The sequence below is a fragment of the Psychrobacillus lasiicapitis genome, assembly GCF_006861795.1.
Classification (GTDB): Bacteria; Bacillota; Bacilli; order Bacillales_A; family Planococcaceae; genus Psychrobacillus; species Psychrobacillus lasiicapitis.
In genome coordinates this window covers 280,888-303,250 of sequence record NZ_VDGH01000002.1, presented here as the reverse complement: position 1 = coordinate 303,250, position 22,363 = coordinate 280,888, and the positions used below count along the sequence as shown (strand labels likewise).

The following is a 22,363-nucleotide window of genomic DNA, read 5'->3' as shown; positions in this document are numbered from 1 at the left end:
TTACAGTTGAGTTCATACCCTAACTGCAGCAAATGTACTTCCTGTTTCAACAACGAGTGAACGTCTTTTCTTTTTGTTTCCACAATCTTTCTTTTAATTTAGTATAACATAATGAAAGTTTTATAAATCTCCTTCTAAAATTGTTCATGCTTCTCTTTTAGTAATCCGTTTTTTAAAAAAACTCCCGCTTTAGAAATTCCATTATAAAACAGTAATATTATTTAATCCTTCACTTTTTTAAAATATCGATATATCTTGTTTAATTTTTTAATTTGCTTTCCATTGACATTTTCCATGTTACCGAATTCAAAAAACTTCACTTTTTTTATTCCAACAAAACTGAATAGGGCCCGTTTCATTAATATTTTATGTGCATTATTCAACCAAACAAATATGTAGTTTGTAGGTCCCTTCATAGTGGATACACATACTACTGATTTTCCTTTTAATAGCCCCTCGGGTATGAGACCCTTCTTATCCCTGTAGGCAAAATTTGCAGCGAATAATTGATCAATATATCCCAGGAGCATCGCTGGAGGTCTACCCCACCAAATCGGATAAATAAAAACTATCTTGTCGGCCCAAGTAATTTGGTTTCTATATTTTTCAAGTTTCGGATCACAGTACATGTCACGTCTACGTTTATGCTCATTAAATTTGAGAAGTGGATCAAAGCCCTCTTCATACAAATCTAATAATTGTAACTCTTTTATATTAGGATTTTCATTACTACCTTCCATTACTTTCTGTAAGAATGCATAATTTAAACTTTTATGATTGGGGTATGTGTAAATCACAAGGGTATTCATCATTACACTCCTTTTACTTATCATTTGATAAGTAAATGATAGCACGAATTTTTTAGTTGTCAATTGATAATTGTTTTTAGATAACCTTTTTGTTATGTTAGCAATAAGAGGTGAAAATTATGGACAAAAAAATTCTTTTTAATAAATGCATAACATTATTAACTTCTGTACATCGTGTGACCCATGAGTTAACACAAAACGCCAAATCGGAGTCCATCACACCAGTTCAATATAAAATTCTTGAATATATAACCGTTAGTCAGCCTGTTACTCCTAGCGATATTAGCGATTGTCAGCATATGTCTATGTCAAATACAAGTCGTGAGTTGAAAAAGTTAAGTGAAAAAAACTTAATCAAAAAAATAAGCGATACAGAAGATCGTCGAAAACAATATATTTGTCTTTCAAAAGATGGGGAGGCGCTGATGAACGAAGCCTTTGCAAAAGTTGAGTTACGTTTTCTAGATCGAATACGAAATGCTTCCAAAGAAGATTTACAAGAAATTGATCGCTCTCTCGATATACTTCAAACAAAATTATTTTATTAACCGAATATAAAAAAGTCCATCAGAAATCGATGGACTTTTCTTTGTTTATAAGATTCTTTTTTCTATCACTAAGTTATGCAAAATCAGTTTTGTTAATTTCCGGTTTCGCAGCATCAATCATTAGAAAAATTGCTGAAATGATATGCATAATCATCCCGACAAATGGGATCCAAGCAATGCAAGAGGTAACAATCCCTAATACACTGCCAGTAATTGAACCCCCTTCGTTTTTAGTAAGAACAAGTGTAGTAATATGTAGTATCAGCATTACAAGTAAAGGCAACCATAAGAAACTAATCACTATAGTGGCTCCTAATATTGGTACACCTAAAATCGCCTCTAAACCACCAGTTACCCACTTTAACACTCTGGATGACGACATCCACATACATCCCCTTTTAGATAATATTTTTAATCGGATATAATTTCCATTAAACATACCATACATTAACCATTATGTCTGTAAACTTTCATAATTTTAGCGTTCAAAAAGTGTTTATGAACAGATACAGAAAATGGATAAGGGCAATCAAACTGTCAAGCAAAGCAATCAGTTTAGCGTAAGAGCAACCAAATCTTAAAATAACAAGCTTACTTGGCATGAGACGCCTATCACTGTGACTCATTTTTTATGTATGGTGTTTTGGCGAGAATTTGCTGCGCTCTCCTAACCATAAAAAAACACAAGCAAGTAAATTTATCGTTTACCTGCTTGTGTATTCACTTTTATTTCAACAATCCTTCTTTTAAATCATTATGCCATTTGGAAAGCATTGGCAAATCTGATTCTGCAATGGTGCCAACTTCTTTTGCTGCGTTTGTCAGTGCGTCATAATTCGTCAAACTCACAAAAGAGATACCTGCTTCTTTAAAAGCTTGCTCTGCTTTCGGAAGTCCGTATGTAAAAATGCTTACTACTCCTAATACTTCAAAGCCTTCATTTTGCAATGCTTCTACAGCGACTAAGCTGCTTCCACCTGTGGAGATTAAATCTTCAACGACTACTACTTTTTGTCCCTCAACAATTTTACCTTCGATTTGATTGCCACGACCATGTTCTTTTGCTTTTGAACGAACATACATCATTGGAATTTCAAGGACGTCACTCACCCATGCAGCGTGTGGGATACCTGCCGTTGCCGTTCCAGCCACAGCTTCTGTTCCTGGGAAGTTTTTTTCGATTGCTTCTGCTAGTCCTCTTGCAATTTCTTTTCGAATTGCTGGTGATGACATCGTAATGCGGTTATCACAGTATATTGGTGATTTGATGCCGGATGCCCATGTGAAAGGATCATTTGGTTTTAATTCGACTGCTCCTACTTCGAGCAATGCTTTTGCGATTGTATTTTCTAATGTCATGCTTGTTCCTCCCACATTTTTAATATGTTTTCATAAGATTCTACTGGGTTTTCTGCTTTTGTAATAGCTCGTCCTACGACGATATGTGATGAACCTAGCAATCTTGCATTAGAGGGAGTTGCTACACGAATTTGATCGTGGGCTTCTCCTTGTGCTAAGCGAATGCCTGGCGTTACTCGTAAAAATTCATTGCCACATGCTTCTACGATTTGCTTAGCTTCAAGCACCGAGCAAACAACTCCGTCTAAGCCAGCACTTTTTGCTAGTTTTGCATAGTGGACAACGGATGCATCGATAGACGTTTGAATCAGCTGCTCTTCCTGCATTTGTTTTTCAGACGTAGAGGTTAGTTGTGTTACAGCGAGTATAGAAGGTCTTTTATTGCCAGCAGATGTTCCTGCTTCTAATCCTTCACGTGCGGCAACCATCATTGCCGCGCCTCCTGCAGCGTGAACATTGACTAAATCTGCTCCCAATCTTGCTAGTCCTTTCATCGCTTGACCGACTGTATTAGGAATATCGTGCAATTTCAAATCCAGAAATACATCATGTCCCATTTCTTTTAATTTATAAACGATAGCAGGTCCTTCTTGTAAATAAAGCTCCATTCCTACTTTCACAAAAAGGGACTGTTCAAAAGGTGATAAAAAGCTGTAAGCATCATTTGCTGAAGCAAAATCTAATGCTATAATTGGGCTATTTTTCATAATCGATGACTCCTTCCAACTAGCTCTGATACGGTTTCAAATCCAAGCTCATCCAGTTTTTCTGGCAGCTGTTCGATTAAATTTGGGCAAACAAATGGATCCACGAAGTTAGCCGTACCTACTGCAACCGCACTCGCTCCCGCGGATAAAAAGTCAATGACATCATCTATTGTTGAAACACCGCCCATTCCGATAATCGGAATCGACACATGTTTTGCCACCTCATAGACCATACGTAGAGCAACGGGTTTAATCGCTGGACCAGATAATCCGCCTGTTACGTTTGCGATGACAGGTCGACCTGTTTTCGTATCAAAACGCATACCAAGTAATGTATTGATCATCGTAATTCCATCTGCTCCGCCTGCTTCAACTGCTTTAGCGATTTCATTTACATTTGTTACATTCGGGGAAAGTTTTACGTATATAGGTACAGAAGAAACTTCTTTTACAGCACGAGTTAACTCTTCTGCAACTACTGGATCTGTTCCAAATGTAATGCCACCTTGCTTCACATTTGGACAAGAGATGTTTAATTCTAGTGCATGCACATTTGGTGCTTGTGAAATGCTTTTGGCAACTCCCACATAGTCTTCCATTAATGTTCCCGCAACATTTGCGATAATTGGCACATCATATTGCTCTAACCAAGGAAGTTCATTTTCCATCACTTTCGTTAAACCGGGATTTTGTAACCCTATTGCATTTAACATCCCAGCAGGTGTTTCCGCTACACGAGGAGTTGGGTTTCCTAATCTTGTTTCTAATGTTGTAGCTTTAATCATAATAGCTCCGAGCTTCGATAGATTATACAATTTGGCATATTCTTTCCCAAAACCGAAGCAACCAGAAGCCGGCATGATAGGATTTTTCAATGAAAGTCCTGGTAGTTCAACCGCTAATCTATTCATACACGAACCACTCCTGACTCGAACACTGGACCATCTGAACATACTTTCACATAATCAGCTTCCGTTTTTTTGGTCGTTTCACATACGCATGCAAAACAAGCGCCAATTCCGCAGCCCATTCGCTCTTCAAATGATAAGTATCCTTCTTTTTCTGGATACATTCTTTCTAAAGCAGAAAGCATTGGAGTTGGCCCACAGCTATAGTAAACAGCAAAATCATCCTTTAATGTTTCTAGCACATTTGTAACAAAACCTTTATGTCCATGTGATCCATCGACAGTGACAATATACGTTTCTCCTAGCTGTCTAAATTCCCTTTCGTAAAATACAACATCTTTTGATTGGAATCCTAGTACATGAACTGGTTTCACTCCTTTTTCTACAAGCCGTTTTGATAACTCATAAAGTGGTGGTACACCAATTCCTCCTCCAACAAGTAACGCAGTTTGACCTGCTTCTATCTTATCAATCGGAAATCCATTTCCAAGAGGGCCAAGTACATCGACTTGGTCTCCTGGTTTCTTTTCAGAAAGAAGTGTAGTTCCTCTTCCGTCTGCACGATAAATCATTTTAAACTCCAACGTTTCTTTATCTATTGACGAAATACTAATCGGTCTTCTAAGTAGTGGCTCCATTTGATCAGACACACGTAGATGAACAAATTGACCTGGTTGCTTCATATCTAGTACTTGTTGTCCAATTAATGTTAGCTCGAAAATGTTCGTCGCGATTTGTTGTTGATTTACTACTTGCATTTGTTCCTGTCTAATCATGAACGAACCTCCTCACGTTTCATCGTATTTGTTGAAAAAGCCATTGATTCAATAACTCGTAGCATTGCTTCTGCAGTATCTAATGATGTAAAACATGCAATACCATTTTCAACGGATTCTCTTCGGATACGGAAGCCGTCTCGTTCTGGCTGCATCCCTTTTGTTAGTGTGTTGATGACAAATTGTGCGTCGCCTTTTTGAATCACATCTACTATTGTCGTTCCTTTTGATCCAATTTTATCTACGATATCTACTGGAATTCCTGCTGTTTGAAATGCTGCTGCAGTTCCTGCTGTTGCAATTATGCGGAAGCCGATATTATGGAATCGTTTGGCAATTTCTGTTCCTTCTGCTTTGTCTTTATCCGAAATAGTCATTAGTACAGAGCCGTGATCTTTTATTTCCATTCCGGCTGCTACTAAGCCTTTGTATAATGCTTTTTCTAAAGTGATGTCTTTCCCCATCACTTCCCCAGTCGATTTCATCTCTGGCCCTAGTGTAATATCTACACGACGAAGCTTCGCAAAACTGAATACTGGCACTTTCACATATACGCCTTGACTATTCGGAGTCAGTCCTGGTGTGTAGCCTTGCTCTATTATAGATTGACCTAAAATTGCTTTTGTTGCGATATTTGCCATTGGAATAGAAGTGATTTTACTTAAAAATGGTACTGTTCGGCTGGAGCGTGGATTTACTTCAATCACATATACTTCATCTTTTGAAATGACGTATTGGATATTCATTAATCCTACAATTTTCAATCCTTTTGCAAGTCTAGTTGTATAGTCCACAAGCGTATCAATATGCTGTTGCGATAGTTTTTGTGGTGGATAAACTGCAATCGAGTCACCAGAGTGCACCCCTGCGCGTTCAATATGCTCCATAATTCCTGGTATTAATACGTTTTCTCCATCACAAATGGCATCTACTTCAACTTCCATGCCAGTTAAGTAACGGTCGATCAACACTGGTTTTTCTGGACTTGCATCTACTGCATGCTCCATATAATGTTTAATCTCTTCTTCGTTATAGACGATTTGCATTGCTCGACCACCTAGCACATAAGAAGGTCTAACAAGTACTGGATAACCGATTTCGTTTGCAATTGCTACTGCTTCTTCTATTGAAACTGCCGTTTTACCAAGTGGTTGTGGAATATCAATTTCATGTAGAGCAGCCTCAAATTCATTACGATTTTCTGCTCGGTCGATATCCTCTAGTTTAGTACCGAGAATTTTAACGCCTCTTTCTTCTAAAGCAGCAGCTAAGTTGATCGCAGTTTGACCGCCAAATTGTACGACTACCCCTTTTGGTTGTTCTAGGTCTACGATATGCATTACATCTTCCACCGTTAAAGGCTCAAAGTATAATTTATCCGAGATAGAGAAATCAGTTGAAACTGTTTCTGGGTTGTTGTTTATAATGATCGCTTCGTACCCAGCTTCTTTAATCGCCCAAACTGAGTGTACTGTTGCGTAGTCGAATTCTACTCCTTGACCGATACGAATAGGACCTGATCCTAGCACGATAACACTTTCTTTGTCTGTACGGATAGATTCATTTTCTTCTTCATACGTTCCGTAGAAGTATGGCGTTTCTGATTCAAATTCTCCTGCACAAGTATCAACCATTTTGTAAACCGGAACGATGCCATTTTCTTTCTTAAAGTTGTATACTTCTATTTCCTGTACATTCCAATACTTTGCAATTGTTTTATCGGCAAAGCCCATACGTTTTGCTTTGTAGAGCACTGCTGGATCAAAAGGATTTGCTTGTATCTCTTTTTCGTACTGCACAATATTTTGTAGTTTATTTAAGAAAAATAAATCGATTTGACTCCACTCATGAATTTGCTCTACTGACACTCCTCTGCGTAGCGCTTCTCCGATGAAGAATAAGCGCTCGTCACCAGCTCGGCGAATACGTTTTTCCATCCACTCATCTGTGATGGATTCAGCGTTCTTCATTTCGAGATGGAAATGACCAGTTTCGAGCGAACGAACTGACTTTAAAATTGCTTCTTCAAACGTGCGCCCTAGCGACATTACTTCTCCAGTAGCTTTCATTTGCGTTCCTAGATTACGTTTAGCTAACTCGAATTTATCGAATGGCCATCTTGGAATTTTCGCTACAATATAATCTAGCGCAGGTTCAAAGCAAGCATAAGTCTTTTCTGTTACTGGATTCATCATTTCGTCTAATGTTAATCCAACCGCAATTTTTGCAGCTAGCTTCGCAATTGGATAACCAGTTGCTTTAGAGGCAAGCGCAGATGAACGGCTTACACGAGGGTTCACTTCGATAATATAGTAGTTGAAGCTTTGCGGATCAAGGGCTAGTTGCACATTGCATCCGCCTTCAATCTTTAATGCTCGAATAATTTTAAGTGAAACATTACGGAGCATTTGGTTTTCACGGTCTGAAAGTGTTTGTGTCGGTGCAACAACAATCGAATCTCCTGTATGAATTCCAACTGCATCTACATTTTCCATATTACATACGACAATTGCGTTATCCGCAGAGTCGCGCATTACTTCGTATTCAATCTCTTTGTATCCGGCAATCGATTTTTCCAATAAACACTGCGTTACCGGGCTATATTTTAAGCCGCTTGTCACAATTTCTTGCAAGTCCGCATCATTATGACATATACCGCCCCCCGTTCCACCTAGCGTGAAAGCAGGGCGCACGATTACGGGATATCCTATTTTTTCTACGAATGCTTTTGCTTCAACCATATTATGGATAATGTCACTTTCTGGTACTGGCTCCCCTAGTTCATTCATTAAAGTACGGAATAAATCACGGTCTTCCGCTTTATGAATTGCTTCTAGTTTGGTTCCTAAAATTTCAATTCCTAGTTCGTCTAAAATACCTGATTCATCTAGTGCAATGGCCATATTCAATCCTGTTTGACCACCAAGTGTTGGTAGAATCGCATCGGGGCGTTCTTTACGAATTATTTTGCTTACAAAAGGTAAAGTGAGTGGCTCGATATATACTTTATCTGCTATTTCCGTATCTGTCATAATCGTTGCAGGGTTTGAGTTTACTAGAATTACTCGATATCCTTCTTCTCTCAATGAAATACAAGCTTGTGTTCCAGCGTAGTCAAATTCAGCTGCTTGGCCAATGACAATTGGACCTGAACCAATTACTAATATTGTTTCAATATCTCGACGTTTAGGCATGTAAACTCTCCTTTTGCTCATTAGCATTCATTAACTCGATGAATTGGTCAAATAAGTGAGCGGAATCCTCTGGTCCCGACGAGCCTTCCGGATGGAACTGCACCGAAAATACTGGATACTTAGTATGTTTGACACCTTCCACAGTACCGTCATTTAAAGCGATATGCGTTATTTCCAAATTAGTACTTGCAATTGAATCTGCATCAATTGCGTACCCATGGTTTTGAGAAGTAAGCTCTGTTCTTCCAGTAGTCAAATCTTTAACTGGATGATTACCACCACGATGTCCAAATTTCAATTTAAAAGAGGTAGCACCACTTGCAAGAGAAATAAGTTGATGTCCTAGACATACGCCAAAAATAGGAACTTGCCCGATAATTTCTTTTACCATTTCAATTGCTTTTGGAATATCAGTTGGATCTCCAGGACCGTTTGACAGCATAACTCCGTCGGGAGACATGCCTAAAATTTCTTTTGCAGATGTGTTGTATGGTACGACTATAATGTCACAATCACGTTTATTTAATTCTCTTAAGATGCCATGTTTCATGCCAAAGTCAACTAATACCACTCTTTTGCCACGACCTGGGCTTGGATAAGGACGCGTGATAGATACTTGTTCTACTACATTTTTAAGGATGATAGAAGCCTTTAGTTTTTCAATTTCCTGTTCGATATTCACTTCTTCTCCGGCTTTTGTAAGTTTCCCTTTTAATGACCCATGCTTGCGAATGATACGCGTTAATTTTCTTGTATCGATTCCTTCAATACCCGGCACATTTTTTGCCTTCAAAAATTCGTCTAATGTACGTTGGCTTCTAAAATTGGATGGCTGTTCTGCCAGCTCTCTAATTACTACTCCTGAAAGAGCAAGTTCGATCGATTCAAAATCGTCTGGGTTAATCCCGTAGTTTCCAACCATCGGATACGTAAATGTCAAGATTTGACCACAGTTCGATGGGTCTGAAATGGATTCTTGATAGCCTGTCATTGCAGTAGTGAATATTACTTCTCCAATTGAACCTTCTTCGCTTCCAAATGCATTTCCTTTAAATACAGTCCCGTCTTCCAGCAGCAAATATCTTGTTTTCATCAGTTCTCCTCCTGCCAAACGATATCTCCATTATAAATAGTTACTTGCGGCCATCCCACACAATTCCAGCCGTCAAATGGTGTGTTTCTCCCTTTGGATAAAAATGCTTCCTTATCAATTGCTTGCTCTTTCTCTAAATCTATTAAAACTAAATCAGCAGGTGCTCCAACTTCTAGCTTGCCAAATTCAAAGCCGAAAACGTCAGCTGGTTTAGTCGTTAAAGAGTTAAGTAATTGCTTTAAAGTCCACTCACCTGTTTTTACGAAATGTGTATATAAAAGTGGGAAAGCTGTTTCAAGTCCGACAATACCGAACGGAGCTTTTTCAAAGCCAGCTGCTTTTTCTTCTTCTGAATGCGGTGCATGATCTGTTGCTACGAAATCGAGAGTGCCATCTAGCAAACCTTCACGAAGAGCAAGCATATCCTCTTTCGCTCGGAGCGGAGGATTCATTTTCCAAATTGCCTCATTGGATGGGATATCGTCTTCACAAAGCAATAAATGGTGAGGGCTTACTTCCGCTGTAACATGAACGCCGGCTCTTTTAGCATCTCTTATCACACGCACTGATTCTTTTGTGCTTACGTGACACACATGATAGTGTGCTCCTGCAGCTTCAGCGAGTAGTATATCTCGCGCAATATGTACTGATTCTGAAACGGAAGGGATACCTTTTAACCCCAATTCCTCGTTTCGTTTTCCTTTATGCATTACACCACCGTAAATAAGTGTATTGTCTTCACAATGTGCTACAACCGGGATATTAAATTTCGCAGCTTCCTCCATTGCTTCTAGCATCGTTCCTGCCGCTTGTATTCCAACTCCGTCATCCGTTAATGCAAACGCACCAAGATTTTTCAACTCTTCAATATTTGTTCTTTCTTTTCCAGCTTGACGTATCGTAATCGATGCATATGGTAGTACTCGCACTAGTGCGTTTGTTTCTATTAAATCTAGTACATGTGAGAAGTTTTCCGCTGTATCAGGTACAGGTCTTGTATTCGGCATTGCACAAATCGTTGTGTATCCACCTCTAGCAGCAGATTTCGTCCCTGTTTCAATCGTTTCTTTATGCTCACCGCCTGGCTCACGTAAATGGACATGGACATCGATTAATCCAGGAGAGAGAAGCATTCCTTTTCCGTCTATAACAGTTGCATGTTCCGCCGTTACATTTGCTCCGATTTCTGCTATTTTTCCTTCTTTGATGATAACCGAAGTTTTTTCGAAGTCTCCTGCATTGTTAACTATTTGAACGTTTTGAATAATTTTTGTCATGTTATTCTCTCCCTTTCAATATCATTTCAGTGATCGCCATGCGGACATACACGCCATTTTCCATTTGCTTAAATATTCTAGAGCGGTCACATTCTACTAATTCACTCGCAATTTCCACATCTCGATTAAATGGAGCTGGATGCATAATGATCGCTCCATCCTTCATTTTTCGTTCTCTTTCCACTGTTAAACCGTATGTTTGGTGATAGTCTTCTTTTGAAAATATTCCACTTACTTCATGTCTTTCATGTTGAACTCGAAGCAACATTACTACATCACTAGATTCAATTACTTCATCGAAATCGTGAACACAGTTGAATTCTCCTTGCCATTCAGGTGGGCATACAAATTGTACTTTTGCTCCAAGTCTTGAAAGGGCATCTGCATTCGATTTTGCAACTCGGCTATGCGCTATATCTCCGACTATTGTGATAGTTTTGTTTTCTACGGTTCCAAATTCTTCCCAAATCGTGAAGATGTCGAGAAGACTTTGTGTTGGATGATTTCCCGTTCCATCCCCGCCGTTAATAATGGCAACCTTCGTTTTCCCTACTAGCTCTTCAAAAAAATTGTTTTGTTCATGTCTGACTACTAGAGCATCTATTCCGATCGCTTCTAAAACTTTCACTGTATCGTAAAGCGTCTCTCCTTTTAATGTACTGGAAAAACCTGATTCAAAAGGAATTACAGTCAACCCTAATTTTCGTTCTGCCACTTCAAAACTCATTTTCGTACGAGTACTTGGTTCAAAAAATAAATTGGACATTGTATATTTATTTTTTAATGACGAGGTAGCCCCTTCTCGAAAAGCTTTTGCCTGTTCTAATATTGCTGTTATTTGTTCAACCGATAAATCTTTCATTGATACTAAGTTTTCAATCGATAAATCTTTCATTAATACTACGTTTTTCAACTAAATCCCCCTCTTTCCTATAAAAAAAACTTCTTGAAAAGTCTCAAGAAGGTCCGTTTAAGCATAGGCAAGTAAAGGAATCTCTTCACGGAGTTCCAACTAGTCTATTCGAACCTTTTGCTGACTCTCTGTTCAACTTATTAAAAGGTTATTTATTCAATTTTCCTAAATCCTGTGTTGCTGCTTCTTTTCTACCTGGTAATACTAAGTTTAGTATAACCCCGATGATTGCTGCTAGAGCCATGCCTTCTATACTTAATGATTCAGTCACCACGAATTTTGCTCCACCGATTCCGATGACTAAGATCACAGAGGCGATAACTAAGTTTCTACTATTCCCAAAGTCTACGTTTGCTTCTACTAGCATTCTTAAACCACTTGCAGCTATTATTCCGAATAGTAGAATCGAAACTCCACCTAGAACTGCTGTTGGGATTGTTGCTATAACAGCCATTGCTTTTCCAAAGAATGATAATAGGATAGCGATTACTGCTGCTCCCATAATGACATACACACTATACACTCTTGTAATAGCGAGGACACCTATATTTTCACCATATGTCGTCTTCGGTGGACCACCGATTAATGCACTGACAAATGTACCAAAACCATCACCGAGCAAAGATCTATGTAATCCCGGCTCTTTAATATAATCTCGATTCACTACTTTTCCTAATACAAGCTGGTGTCCGATATGCTCGGATATAGTGACGATCACTATTGGTACCATGATTAATATTAAATGAGGAGTAATAACAAAATCATAATCTACTCCAGGTATTAAAAAGGCTGGAAATTCAAACCAAGCAGCTTCCTTCACTGCAGAATAATCAATTATTCCAATGGCAGCCGAGTATATATATCCTACTATTAAGCCAATTAAAATCGGCATTGTACTTAAAATATTTTTAAAAAACACTGTACAAAAAACTGCTGTTAGTAATGTTACTAATGCTGCTGTGAAATGGATGAAGCTATACTGCTTTAAATCCGTATCCGGAATTGGAATATTCATCGCCATATCAACTGCTACGCCTGCTAGTCCTAAACCGATAACCATAATAACTGGACCTACTACAATTGGTGGTAATAGTTTCATAATCCATTTGTATCCACTCTTCCAAATGATCAGCGACACTATGCCGTAAGTAATACCGACCAGCATTCCACCTATCATCGCACTTCCTACTCCACCTATCTGGGTTGCAAGTATGATTGGTGCAATAAAAGCAAAGGATGAGCCCAAATAAGCGGGTACTTGAAATTTGGTTATTAATAAGAAGAATATTGTCGCTATACCACTCGTAAGTAACGCAATTGCAGGACTTAAACCTACTAACTGTGGTACTAAGATAGTGGAACCGAACATGGCGAACATATGCTGGAAGCTTAAGGTGATGAGTTGCCCTCCAGACGGTTTTTCATTTACATCTAATACGGTATTTGACATGAAATATTCCTACCCTTTTCTTTAAAATTATTACTCGAAAATAGTAACAGCATCTACACCATCTTTTTCGGATACTGTCACAACAATTCGTTCGCTGCTTGAAGTCGGGATGTTCTTCCCAACATAATCAGCTCGAATAGGAAGCTCTCGGTGTCCGCGGTCTATTAAAACTGCAAGCTGTATTTGTGCAGGTCTTCCCAAATCCATTACTGCATCCATTGCAGCTCGAACCGTTCTTCCTGTATATAGTACATCATCGACAAGGATTACTTTTTTATCCGATACATCATGTGTTATATCTACTTCTTGTACTAATGGTTCGTCCGTTCCATTTTTTAAAGATAAGTCATCTCTATATAGAGTTATATCAAGTTCCCCTGTTTTGATTGCTTTGCCTTCTATTTCTTCAATTCGCTTCGCAAGTCGTTTCGCTAAGAATGCGCCTCTCGTTTTAATACCTACGAGTATACACTGTTCTATTCCTTTGTTTCGTTCGATAATCTCATGTGCAATTCGTGTAAGTGCACGCTTGATCGATTGTTCGTCTAAAATGCTCGCTTTTTCTGGCATCGTTCTTCATTTCCCCTTTCCGAAATATAAAAAACCCCTTGAGCTAGAGAAGCCCAAGAGGTTGTATGCGCATGATTAAATAGGGTGAGGCACACTTAAAAAGTCCGCAGACTAATAGTGAGTCACTTTCACATATACCTTCTCAGCCTCTCTGGACTGTTATTAAAGGTGAAGCTATTCGATTTTCTTTTTTCAGTATAAGCTACTAGTCTTCTTTTAGCAAGGATTGTTTTCTCATATCTTGCAATAAATTTTCGAAATCCTCCGGAAGTGGGGAAGAAAACTCTAAATACTCACCTGTTTTTGGTTGAACAAATCCTAAAACACCTGCGTGTAATACTTGACCGTTAAAATCAATTGTTTTCTTCGGACCGTATTTTGGATCTCCTGCTAATGGGTGTCCAATATATTTCATATGAACACGAATTTGATGCGTTCTTCCCGTTTCCAATTGACACTCTACTAACGTATATTTATTGAAGCGTTCTAATACTCGGAAATGTGTCACTGCATGCTTTCCGTTATCTACTACAGCCATGCTTTGTCTTTCTTTCTTATCTCGCCCGATAGGAGCATCGATTGTTCCTTTATCATGTGGAATATGTCCATGGACTAATGCCGTATACTTGCGCGTTACTGTTTTCTTCACTAATTGGTCTACTAATGATTCATGTGCAACATCATTTTTGGCAACCATTAATAACCCAGTCGTATCTTTATCAATACGGTGAACTATTCCTGGACGTAATACTCCATTAATGCCAGATAAATCATTTACTTGGTACATCAGCCCATTTACAAGCGTACCACTAGTATGTCCTGGCGCTGGATGAACGACCATTCCACGTGGTTTATATACAACTACTACATCTTCATCTTCATAGACAATGTGTAAATGCAAGTTTTCTGCAACAATATCGAGTGGTATTGCTTCAGGAGGCGAAACAACAATAACGTCGCCTTCTTTCACTTTATAATTCGATTTTGCAGCTTCGTTATTAACTAACACATGTCCATCTTTTATAAAGTTTTGGATTTGCGTTCGTGACCAATCCGTATCAAAAGAGGCTATTGCTTTGTCAATTCTCTCTTTTACTTGTTCTTTTTCTATTACAAATGTAAGTTCTTCCATTACTTCACCTTTTTCTTTTCTGCTCGTTCTTCTTTTATTATGAATATTATTACCATAACTACACCAATTGATAACGCCGCATCCGCAACATTAAAAATCGGAAAATCATAATTAATAATTGGTATTAACACATCGGCAAAATCGACTACTTCTCTTCTCCATACCCGATCGATAAAATTCCCTATTGCTCCGCCGAGTAGCATCATCAATCCGACTTGAAATACCGGCTTGCCTTTTGCTTCTTTATGAAAATAATAAATAATCCCGATAATAACGATGACTGTGATAATGGCAAATAAACCAAATTGTCCTTGAAGCATTCCCCATGCTGCTCCCTTGTTCCGATGGGAAAGTAGTGCAATATAAGGGTCCAATATAGGGATACGTTCCCCTAGTTCCATATTTTTAACAATTAACCATTTAGTCCACTGATCAAGGGCAATGACAATTGCCGCTATTCCATAAAATTTCCACACATCAAATTCCCCCGATTTAAAAGAATCTTCCCTAGTTTACCATACAATGCAACATTTCGTAAAAAAACAGAAAAAGAAATAAGCAATCGCTTCACTTTAAGTATTACGGTTGAATTCAGTTGCAGTATAGGGAAACTGCGCGGTAAAGATCTCAAGATGTTCGCCATGATTTCCGCTCCAGGCGGACGCTTTCCGTGGGGCGAGCGGTGAGCCTCCTCCTCCGCTAACGCTACGTGCGGGGTCTCACCTGTCTCGCTAATCCCACAGGAGTCGCCGCCTTGCACTCCAATCAATGGTACCTACTAATAATCACTATAAAGTATGTCTTATTCCATTAATCATAGGTTTTCCCTATAGAAAAAACAATGTAGCACTAGATCTAGTGCATTATGTCTTAGTAATTAGCAAACTCTACTGGATTGTAGCGAAAGGGTGGCGACTCCAGCGGGAACAGCACGAGCTGAAAGCCCCGCAGGAGCGTGAGCGACGAGGAGATTGAAGCCGTGCCCGCGGAAAGCGTCCACCCTGTAGCGAAAATCACGGCGGATACCTAATAAAGCCTTACCGCGCAGTTTCCCTATACTGCGCTTCATAGCTTTAGGCAAACGTTACACACAATATAAATTTTATCATTTCCTAAATAACAAAAAATGTGGTCCTGCTAAGAGGACCACATTTACTTATTACATATAATTTTCTTCTACAACATCCGCACAGCGCGCACATAATGTTGCGTGTTTGTCATTTGTTCCAACTGTTTCGGAAATAGTCCAACAGCGCTCACATTTTTCGCCGTCTGCTTTTTCTACTAATACAGACGCATGCTCTAGTACAAGACTATTTTCAGCAGCAGCTTTCACTAACTCAAATTGAGAGACAATGAATAACTGTGCAAAATCAATCGCATCTGTTTCAAACAATGATGTGTATTCATCTTTCACATATAAAGTTACTTTTGCTTCTAATGATTTACCAATTGTTTTTGCATTACGTGCTTCTTCCAATGCTTTTAACACATCATCACGTAAATCCATAATTTTCGTCCATTTAGAAGCTAAGCTTTCGAAGTTTGGATATTGTACCGCATCTGGCATATCCGTTAACTGAATACTTTCTTCTGTTTCATGCTCCAAATAAGCCCAAAGCTCATCTGTTGTATGTGGCAAGATTGGTGTCATTACTTTCAATAAAGTAAGTAATGTATCATACATTACTGTTTGCATAGCACGACGATCCGGATGATCCGCTCCATAAATGTACACAACATCCTTCGCAACATCTAAATAGAACGAACTTAACTCACCAGCAACGAAATTGTTTACAGCATGGTAAACTGCTGCGAAATCGTAGCGATCATATGCTGCACGAGCTGTTTTTAAAACATCTTGTAAACGCATAAACACGTATTGATCCATTTCACGTAAGTTTTCGTATGCTACACGATCTTTTGCAGGGTTGAAGTCTGCAACATTTCCATGTAAGAAACGGAAAGTGTTACGAATTTTACGATATACTTCCGAAACTTGTTTTAGCATATCCATCGAAATTCGTACGTCACCTGTGTAATCTACCGAAGCAACCCATAGACGTAAAATATCTGCTCCATATTGGTTCATTACTTTAGAAGGAAGAATAACATTTCCAACTGATTTACTCATTTTACGGCCTTCTCCGTCTAAAACGAAACCGTGAGAAAGCAGCCCTTTATAAGGTGCGTATCCATTAATCGCAACACTAGTAATAAGAGATGAGTTAAACCATCCACGATATTGGTCAGAGCCTTCTAAATAAAGGTCAGCTGGATATTTCATCCCACGTTCGACAAGTACACCTTGGTGAGAGGAACCTGAGTCAAACCAAACATCCATAATATCATTTTCTTTTGTAAATTGACCATTCGGGCTACTTGGATGTGTAAAGCCTTCTGGTAATAGTTCTTTCGCTTCTTTTTGGAACCAAATATTAGACCCATGCTCACGGAACAATTTAGAGACATTTGCAATTGTTTCTGGTGTAATAATCGGATCTCCATTTTCTGCGTAAAAAATTGGAATCGGTACACCCCATGCACGTTGACGAGAAATAACCCAGTCTCCACGGTCACGAATCATATTATACAGTCGAGTTTCACCCCATGCAGGTGTAAACGCTGTTTCGCGAACTGCTTGTAATAATTCATCGCGGAATGCATCAATAGAAGCAAACCATTGTGGTGTTGCACGATAAATAACTGGTTTTTTCGTACGCCAGTCATGTGGATAAGAATGTTTAAAGAAAGTTAACTTTTCAAGTCTTCCAAGCTCTTTCAGTTTTTCTGTTATAACTTTGTTTGCATCATCATAAAATAATCCTTCAAACCCAGGTGCCTCGTCTGTATAGCATCCTCGATTATCAACTGGACTCAAAATATCCAAACCGTATTGTTTACCAACTAAGTAGTCATCTTCCCCGTGACCTGGTGCTGTATGAACGCAACCAGTACCCGCATCAGCTGTTACATGCTCTCCAATCATGACAAGGGAATCACGGTCATAAATCGGGTGCTTAGCCACAACATATTCTAGGTCTGCTCCTTTTACTTCTTGCAACACTTCATATGCTTCCCACTCTAAAGTTTCAGCTAAGGAAGCTAGTAAGTCTTTCGCGACAATAAATTTATTGTCCGCTACTTGTACTACTGCATAAGTGAATTCCGGATGCACGGAAATACCTAAGTTTGCTGGAATTGTCCAAGGAGTTGTCGTCCAAATGATGAATTTTGCATCTGCTGGTACAACACCCTTTGCATCTTTTACTTCAAAGCTCACATAAATAGAAGGTGATTTTTTATCTTGATATTCGATTTCTGCTTCTGCTAATGCAGATTCAGATGATGGTGACCAGTAAACCGGTTTTAATCCTTTATAGATATAGCCTTTTTCAGCCATTCTACCGAACACTTCAATTTGACGAGCTTCAAATTCAGGTTTCAATGTAATATAAGGATTTTCCCAATCCCCGCGAACTCCTAAACGGCGGAATTGAGAACGTTGGTTATCAATTTGCTCATAAGCATATTTCTCACAAAGCTCACGGAATTCCGCAACAGTCATTTCTTTGCGTTTTACCCCTTTGTTAGTCAACGCTTGCTCGATTGGTAATCCGTGTGTATCCCAGCCTGGTACGTAAGGTACATGGTAACCAGTCATGGAACGATGACGAGCAATCATATCTTTTAGTACTTTGTTTAAAGCGTGCCCGATATGAATATCGCCGTTAGCATATGGTGGTCCATCATGTAAGACGAATTCTGGACGATCCTTTGTACGCTCTAGCTGTAATTTGTTAATGTCCATTTCATCCCATTTTTCTTGGATTTTTGGTTCATTTGCAGGTAAATTTCCGCGCATTGGGAAATCTGTTTTCGGCATCAATAATGTGTCTTTGTACTCCATTTAAATTCCTCCTAAAATGTTTGCGTAAGCGCCTAGTCGAAGGAATACAGTCTAAGTTCGCGATCTTGTTTCGCAACGATTGCATAACCTGCTTCCTGTAGGCCTCCGACAGACAAATGTCTTTAAAAAACAAAAAAACCCCTCATCCCAAAAAGGGACGAGAAGTTTATGCTCGCGGTACCACCCTACTTGCGATTTTTTAAAAAATCGCCGCTTAGTATGCCATAACGGGGCATAAACCGAAGACACTTACTTTGTTTTTGGGTGTCCTTGCTCCAAAGTGATAATCTAAAATATTTTCATTGCTTGAGCTCTCACCATCCCCAAGTCGCTTGTTCGAAACTATTTTAGACGTCTTTTTCAACGCATATTTATATGATATGAAATCATTATAGAAAATGTAAGTCCATCAGTCAAGAATTGTATTATTCTTCTGTTGCCGAAACGCGATCCAGACTTTCTGTATCCACATCGTACTCCATTAAATGATTCCAATCATCTGTATTGATAAGATCCAGTTGTGCTTCTACCAGCATTTTAAATCGATTACGGAACACTTTTGACTGTTTTTTCAGTTCCTCGATTTCTATCGCAACTCTTCTTGCCTTGGATAGTGCTTCATTGACAATTCGATCCGCGTTTTTTTCTGCTTCTTTTACGATTAACTTCGCTTCTTTTTGAGAGTTTCTTCGTACTTCTTCAGCAGCTTCTTGAGCAACAACGATCGACTTATGTAAAGTCTCTTCAATCGATGTGAAATGCCCAACTTTTTCGCTTGAAGATTTTAATTTGTTTTCTAGATCTTTTTTTTCTTTTAATAAGATTTCAAGATCTTTCATTATTTGATCAAGGAATTCGTTTACTTCATCTTCATTGTATCCACGAAAACCTTTACTGAACTCCTTGTTATGTATATCAAGTGGTGTTAATGGCATTTGTTCCATCTCCTTTGACTAGACTATCATTCGTCTCTCTATTATACATTTACGACAGTGGGAAAACATCTAAAATTCTAAGATTATGCATATATTTATTTTTTTTGCTCTAAACGTCCTATTTGTAGTCGTATTTTATCTTTTTTTGTTCTTCCTTCCATCATCAACAACTTAACTCGTCCAAATCCACGAATGGAAAGTAAATCCAGCTCCTGCAGTTCCAAAGACGTTTGATCTTTTTCTGCCCAGTTTACTTTCACTTTCCCACCGGAAATAAGTGAGGCAGATTTTTGACGAGAAATATTAAAGACTGCAGAAAGCACTGTGTCTAGTCGTAAAGAGCTTACTGTCAAAGTCTCGGTTAACCATTCCTCTGATTGGTCAAAATAATTTTCCGGATCTTCCACTAATTCCATTTGTACCTTTACTTTTCCGATAGCCGTGAAGTTCGCTCTTACATAGTCCAATACTTCCGAAGCAACGACAAATTGAATAGCACCATCTACTACTCGGATATCCCCAAATTTACTCCGGTCAATTCCTAACGACATCATGGCCCCTAGAACGTCCTTATGCTTCAGTGTAACAAACTTTGTCGGATATTTTACTTCCACTACAGCCATCGAAAAGTCTTCAGTTGTTGGTACAAAATAAGAAGGGAACAATAAAACTCTTTTTCGTTCTGCTTGATCTAATGCACCATCTGCTTCAGATTCGATTCCTTCATATTGCCTTCGAATAGAATCTACGATAAATTGTTGTCTTGGGTCTAAGAAATCAGTCAACTTAGGGGCATATCTATTTTCCACTTCATGCATCATGCTCACGGCTTGCTCTATAAAAGGCTGCTCTTCTTTCCTAAAATGCTGTAATACGTGTTCCATTTGAGTTTTTCTCCTTATGTATATTGAACTACCCCCACTTTTCCTTCGATTAAGCGCTCGTTGGACATTGTAACTATCCTTCTAAGATGAGGGGGAAACTAGTCAAAAAAGTGGCACTCCCCAATCTCTTCTTATAGCTGAATTTGTTCTGGAATTTGTCGGTTGCGATGGATACAAGGGCATTCACCAGAAGAATATCATCCGATTCGTTGCATTTATTGTATACCTATCTACTTCCTGAGTTTCGGTAGCTATAAGTAGTTTTCCATGATTGCCATATTTTCATACGTTTGTTTTATTGTAGGACTTGTCTATATGTACAATCGTTTAAGAAGGGATCATTTGGAAACGACAAAAACCCCACGTATGTGAGGTTTAAATGAATGCGAATAAAAGATACGCTACCCCACTCATTGCAAGCCTTAAAGCAAAAATAGCAACAATTGGAGAGATATCAATCATACCTATTGGAGGGATGATTTTACGGAATATATCTAAATAGGGATCGCAAATTCTTCCTAGAAACCTGCCGACTGCAGATTGTTGAATACTCGGCACCCATGACATTAATATATAAATAATCAATGCATACGTATATATTGTCACCGCTTGATTTAACAAGTTTAAAAATAAAATCATATTTTATAATGCTCCTCTATTAATCTAAATCGTTATAATAATAATCCGAAATGGCTCCTGCTACTTCTACGGAATCTGGAGCACAAAGGAAAATATCAGTGCCGACTCGTTGGATGTCTCCTCCTAAAGCGTACACGGTTCCGCTTAAAAAGTCGATGATTCTGATTCCTTGGTCTTTGTCAATACGCTGTAAATTTACAATGACCGCTTTTTTATTTTTTAAGTGTTCGGAAATATCTTGGGCTTCTGCATATACACGTGGCTCAATCAAAATTACTTTAGAAGACTTTTGCACGTTTTGAATGCTGACTAAATTTGGTACAGGCATTTCTTTAGGTGTCGTATTAAATTTACGCTCTTTCACAGGGGACTTAACCGGTTGCTGTCGCAGTTGACTTTCTACTGGTTGTTGCTGAGGTTTTGGCTGCTGTGCTACTGAAGTTTCTTCCTCTTCATCTAAGTAGAAGAAATTTTTCATCCAGTTTTTCATGCTCATTTAATTTCCTCCCTCTCTTTACCTACTAATGCTGTTCCGATTCTAACAAATGTAGCACCTTCCTCAATTGCAATTTCATAGTCTCCGGACATTCCCATGGATAGCTCCGTACAAGGTGCATGAATTAACTGTTTTGCTGCAATTTTTTCTTGTAATGCTTTTAACTGACGAAAGACATTACGGATAACGGAATGATCGTCTGTATTGGGAGCCATCGTCATTAATCCCACGACGCGAATACGGGAGTAATTCTCTAATTCACTTATAAAATCCTCAGCTTCTATGATAGAAAGACCATGTTTTGACTCTTCTTCTGAAACATTTACTTGTACAAAACAATCTACCTTTGAACTTGCTCTTTTTTCAATTTCATCTGCTAGACTGATGCGGTCAAGTGAATGTAAATAATCCACTTCATTGATGACTGCCTTTACTTTTCTCGTTTGCAGCGTTCCTATGTAATGCCATTTGACATTGTCTGAAATGGCATCTAATTTGTTCTTTAATCCCTCTGGTCTATTTTCTCCCAAATGGTTTATGCCGGTAGCGATTACTTCTTTTGTACGATTCACAGAAACTTCTTTCGTCACTGCAATAATCGTTACATCCTCTACTTTTCTTTCGGAACGATTACATGCGTCTTGAATATGTTGTTTTATTTGTTGTAAATTTTGCTGTACGTTTGTCATATGAAAACCAACTTTTCATCATTTGTTTTTGTTTATTGTATCAATGAAACACTGATTTATCAATGATGAAACAT

General features: G+C 38.6%; 21 protein-coding genes and 1 other annotated feature. Of the genes, 1 reads left to right on the top strand and 20 read right to left on the bottom strand.

Annotation, left to right across the window (positions count from 1 at the left end; translation table 11 throughout):
- Positions 1 to 221: 221 nt before the first annotated feature.
- Positions 222 to 809 (bottom strand): NAD(P)H-dependent oxidoreductase, encoded by a 588-nt coding sequence (locus FG382_RS04390; RefSeq protein WP_142537679.1) that lies wholly within the window; start codon positions 807 to 809, stop codon positions 222 to 224.
- Between the two features lie 119 nt (positions 810 to 928).
- Between FG382_RS04390 and FG382_RS04385 the strand changes: the two genes are divergently transcribed.
- Positions 929 to 1,357, top strand: coding sequence for a MarR family winged helix-turn-helix transcriptional regulator (locus tag FG382_RS04385; protein ID WP_142537678.1), 429 nt, complete (start codon positions 929 to 931; stop codon positions 1,355 to 1,357).
- Between the two features lie 73 nt (positions 1,358 to 1,430).
- Here FG382_RS04385 and FG382_RS04380 read toward each other — a convergent pair whose 3' ends face one another.
- The 19 genes from FG382_RS04380 to FG382_RS04285 form a co-directional block, all read right to left on the bottom strand.
- Entirely contained in the window at positions 1,431 to 1,739 is a 309-nt protein-coding gene (locus FG382_RS04380) for a hypothetical protein (protein WP_142537677.1), read from the bottom strand.
- Positions 1,740 to 2,083: 344 nt separating this feature from the next.
- The gene (pyrE, locus tag FG382_RS04375) at positions 2,084 to 2,716 is read right to left on the bottom strand and encodes an orotate phosphoribosyltransferase (RefSeq protein ID WP_142537676.1); all 633 of its coding nucleotides are present in this window, start codon (positions 2,714 to 2,716) and stop codon (positions 2,084 to 2,086) included.
- On the bottom strand, positions 2,713 to 3,423 hold the full coding sequence (gene pyrF, locus FG382_RS04370; protein WP_142537675.1) for an orotidine-5'-phosphate decarboxylase: 711 nt from the start codon (positions 3,421 to 3,423) through the stop codon (positions 2,713 to 2,715). Before pyrF ends, pyrE begins: the two co-directional genes overlap by 4 nt.
- Positions 3,420 to 4,334 carry a dihydroorotate dehydrogenase gene (locus FG382_RS04365; RefSeq protein ID WP_142537674.1) on the bottom strand — a complete coding sequence of 305 codons (915 nt, stop codon included), beginning with the start codon at positions 4,332 to 4,334 and terminating at the stop codon, positions 3,420 to 3,422. The genes pyrF and FG382_RS04365 overlap by 4 nt, the downstream gene beginning before the upstream one ends.
- Complete coding sequence (locus tag FG382_RS04360) at positions 4,331 to 5,107, bottom strand: dihydroorotate dehydrogenase electron transfer subunit (protein WP_142537673.1); 777 nt, start codon at positions 5,105 to 5,107, stop codon at positions 4,331 to 4,333. Before FG382_RS04360 ends, FG382_RS04365 begins: the two co-directional genes overlap by 4 nt.
- On the bottom strand, positions 5,104 to 8,301 hold the full coding sequence (gene carB, locus FG382_RS04355; RefSeq protein ID WP_142537672.1) for a carbamoyl-phosphate synthase large subunit: 3,198 nt from the start codon (positions 8,299 to 8,301) through the stop codon (positions 5,104 to 5,106). The genes FG382_RS04360 and carB overlap by 4 nt, the downstream gene beginning before the upstream one ends.
- Positions 8,294 to 9,394 carry a carbamoyl phosphate synthase small subunit gene (locus FG382_RS04350; RefSeq protein WP_142537671.1) on the bottom strand — a complete coding sequence of 367 codons (1,101 nt, stop codon included), beginning with the start codon at positions 9,392 to 9,394 and terminating at the stop codon, positions 8,294 to 8,296. Before FG382_RS04350 ends, carB begins: the two co-directional genes overlap by 8 nt.
- The gene (locus FG382_RS04345) at positions 9,394 to 10,671 is read right to left on the bottom strand and encodes a dihydroorotase (RefSeq protein WP_142537670.1); all 1,278 of its coding nucleotides are present in this window, start codon (positions 10,669 to 10,671) and stop codon (positions 9,394 to 9,396) included. The genes FG382_RS04350 and FG382_RS04345 overlap by 1 nt, the downstream gene beginning before the upstream one ends.
- Position 10,672: 1 nt before the next feature.
- Positions 10,673 to 11,551 carry an aspartate carbamoyltransferase catalytic subunit gene (locus tag FG382_RS04340; protein WP_142537822.1) on the bottom strand — a complete coding sequence of 293 codons (879 nt, stop codon included), beginning with the start codon at positions 11,549 to 11,551 and terminating at the stop codon, positions 10,673 to 10,675.
- Positions 11,552 to 11,732: 181 nt separating this feature from the next.
- A complete protein-coding gene (locus FG382_RS04335; protein WP_142537669.1) occupies positions 11,733 to 13,034 on the bottom strand; it encodes a uracil-xanthine permease family protein in 1,302 nt (433 codons plus the stop codon).
- A gap of 30 nt (positions 13,035 to 13,064) precedes the next feature.
- Positions 13,065 to 13,604: a bifunctional pyr operon transcriptional regulator/uracil phosphoribosyltransferase PyrR gene (pyrR, locus tag FG382_RS04330; protein ID WP_142537668.1), complete on the bottom strand. Its 540-nt coding sequence runs from the start codon at positions 13,602 to 13,604 to the stop codon at positions 13,065 to 13,067.
- A 205-nt stretch (positions 13,605 to 13,809) separates the two neighbouring features.
- Entirely contained in the window at positions 13,810 to 14,736 is a 927-nt protein-coding gene (locus tag FG382_RS04325) for an RluA family pseudouridine synthase (RefSeq protein WP_142537667.1), read from the bottom strand.
- On the bottom strand, positions 14,736 to 15,212 hold the full coding sequence (gene lspA / locus FG382_RS04320; RefSeq protein ID WP_142537666.1) for a signal peptidase II: 477 nt from the start codon (positions 15,210 to 15,212) through the stop codon (positions 14,736 to 14,738). The genes FG382_RS04325 and lspA overlap by 1 nt, the downstream gene beginning before the upstream one ends.
- Positions 15,213 to 15,895: 683 nt before the next feature.
- Complete coding sequence (gene ileS, locus FG382_RS04310; protein ID WP_142537665.1) at positions 15,896 to 18,646, bottom strand: isoleucine--tRNA ligase; 2,751 nt, start codon at positions 18,644 to 18,646, stop codon at positions 15,896 to 15,898.
- 150 nt (positions 18,647 to 18,796) lie between these two features.
- Positions 18,797 to 19,019, bottom strand: a binding site (T-box leader).
- Between the two features lie 52 nt (positions 19,020 to 19,071).
- Positions 19,072 to 19,581 (bottom strand): DivIVA domain-containing protein, encoded by a 510-nt coding sequence (locus FG382_RS04305; RefSeq protein ID WP_142537664.1) that lies wholly within the window; start codon positions 19,579 to 19,581, stop codon positions 19,072 to 19,074.
- A 95-nt stretch (positions 19,582 to 19,676) separates the two neighbouring features.
- The gene (locus FG382_RS04300) at positions 19,677 to 20,465 is read right to left on the bottom strand and encodes a YlmH family RNA-binding protein (protein WP_142537663.1); all 789 of its coding nucleotides are present in this window, start codon (positions 20,463 to 20,465) and stop codon (positions 19,677 to 19,679) included.
- Positions 20,466 to 20,840: 375 nt separating this feature from the next.
- A complete protein-coding gene (locus tag FG382_RS04295; protein ID WP_142537662.1) occupies positions 20,841 to 21,104 on the bottom strand; it encodes a YggT family protein in 264 nt (87 codons plus the stop codon).
- A 19-nt stretch (positions 21,105 to 21,123) separates the two neighbouring features.
- Positions 21,124 to 21,600 (bottom strand): cell division protein SepF, encoded by a 477-nt coding sequence (locus FG382_RS04290; RefSeq protein ID WP_142537661.1) that lies wholly within the window; start codon positions 21,598 to 21,600, stop codon positions 21,124 to 21,126.
- On the bottom strand, positions 21,597 to 22,289 hold the full coding sequence (locus tag FG382_RS04285) for a YggS family pyridoxal phosphate-dependent enzyme (RefSeq protein WP_142537660.1): 693 nt from the start codon (positions 22,287 to 22,289) through the stop codon (positions 21,597 to 21,599). Before FG382_RS04285 ends, FG382_RS04290 begins: the two co-directional genes overlap by 4 nt.
- Positions 22,290 to 22,363: the final 74 nt, after the last annotated feature.